Source organism: Ruegeria sp. CK2, from assembly GCF_056536585.1.
In genome coordinates this window covers 1-1,527 of the sequence record NZ_JBQFPW010000059.1, presented here as the reverse complement: position 1 = coordinate 1,527, position 1,527 = coordinate 1, and the positions used below count along the sequence as shown (strand labels likewise).

Here is a 1,527-nt window from a genome sequence, read left to right as displayed (position 1 = left end):
CCCCTCGACATCGCTGTCATTGGCCAGAAGCGTGGCGGTCTCAATCGAAGTGACAACATCTTCGGTGATCGGAGTGGAGCTTTGCGCAACACCGTTCGCGTCAAAAACACGGGCCTTGATGGCAGAAGAAGCATCCCCTTGCTGTTGGTCGCCAGACCCCCAGGTGACGACAAAACCGCCATTGGCAAGCGCCATCACACTTGCGTCGCCTTGAAAGCCATGGGTGACTTCATTGACAAGGAATTCACTGACAATCTCGTTGCCAGTCGCATCAAAAATACGGGCCTTGATGGCATAATCATCATCCCCTTGCTGCCCGTCTTTGGACGTCCAGGCGACGACAAAATGACCATTGGCGAGTTCTGTCACACTCGGATTACTTTGAGAGTGCGGCGCGTATTCATTGACCAGGAATTCACCGGCGATCGAATCGCCATTCGCATCGAAAATACGGGCCTTGATGGTAGTTTCAGGCCCACCGGCCTGCTGATAGTCCCAAGACTCCCAGGTGACGACAAAATGGCCATTGTCGAGCGCCGTAACACTCGGCTCGTATTGAGGGCCATTGGCAACTTCATTGACCAGGAACTCAGTGACGATCTCATTTCCAGCCGCGTCCAGAATACGGGCGTTGATGACATAGCCAGACTCCCAGGTGACGACAAAATGACCATTGGTGAGTTCTGTCACACTCGGGGCGCGCTGATCGTCATTGGTACCTTCATTGACCACGAACTCACTGACAATCTCATTTCCAGCCGCGTCCAGAATAACCGCCTTGACGGCATAACCGGACGTATCCCCTTGCTGCTGGTCAAGAGACTCCCAGGTGACGGCAAAATGGCCATCAGCGAGCGCCGTAACACTCGGAAGCCTTTGAGGGCCATCGGTAAACTCATTGACGAGAAACTCGCTGACGATCTCGTTGCCATTCTCATCAAAAATACTGGCCTTGATGGCAGAACTGGACGTATCGCCCTGCTGCCCGTCATCAGACTGCCAGGTGACAACAAAATGGCCATTGGTGAGCGCTGTAACGCTTGGTTTGGTTTGCACGTCATTGGTAAACGCATTGACCAGGAATTCACTGACAATCTCATCGCCATTCTCATTGAGAATACGGGCCTTGACGGCAGCATGAGACGTATCGTCCTGCTGCCCGTCATCAGAATGCCAGGTGACAACGAAATTGCCATTGGCGAGGGCCGTAACGCTCGGGTAGAGTTGCGAACTGTTGGTGAATTCGTTGACGCGGAATTCACCCGTGCCAACAATATCATTCATCGTGACAGGGGCATCATTGACAGGTGTAATATCAAGCGCGAAGGCATCGCTGGCTGTGAGTGAGCCATCGCTGGCCGTCACCCTTATGCTCAACATGCCAGTGTAGTCCTGCGGCGGTGTGCCAGAGAAGCTCCCCGCAGCCGCGTCAAACACCAACCAGTTCGGCAGGGCCGCACCGTCAAGCAGCGTCGCAGTCAAGGTCAGCGCATCGCCATCCACATCCGTGAATGCATTCGCTGGCAG

Annotated in this window: 1 protein-coding gene; it reads right to left on the bottom strand. The window is 54.3% G+C overall.

Features of this window, described 5'->3' with window-relative positions:
* Positions 1-1,527: putative Ig domain-containing protein (locus tag ACR0BU_RS24660; protein WP_480739568.1), on the bottom strand; the 1,527-nt coding region annotated here is incomplete at both ends.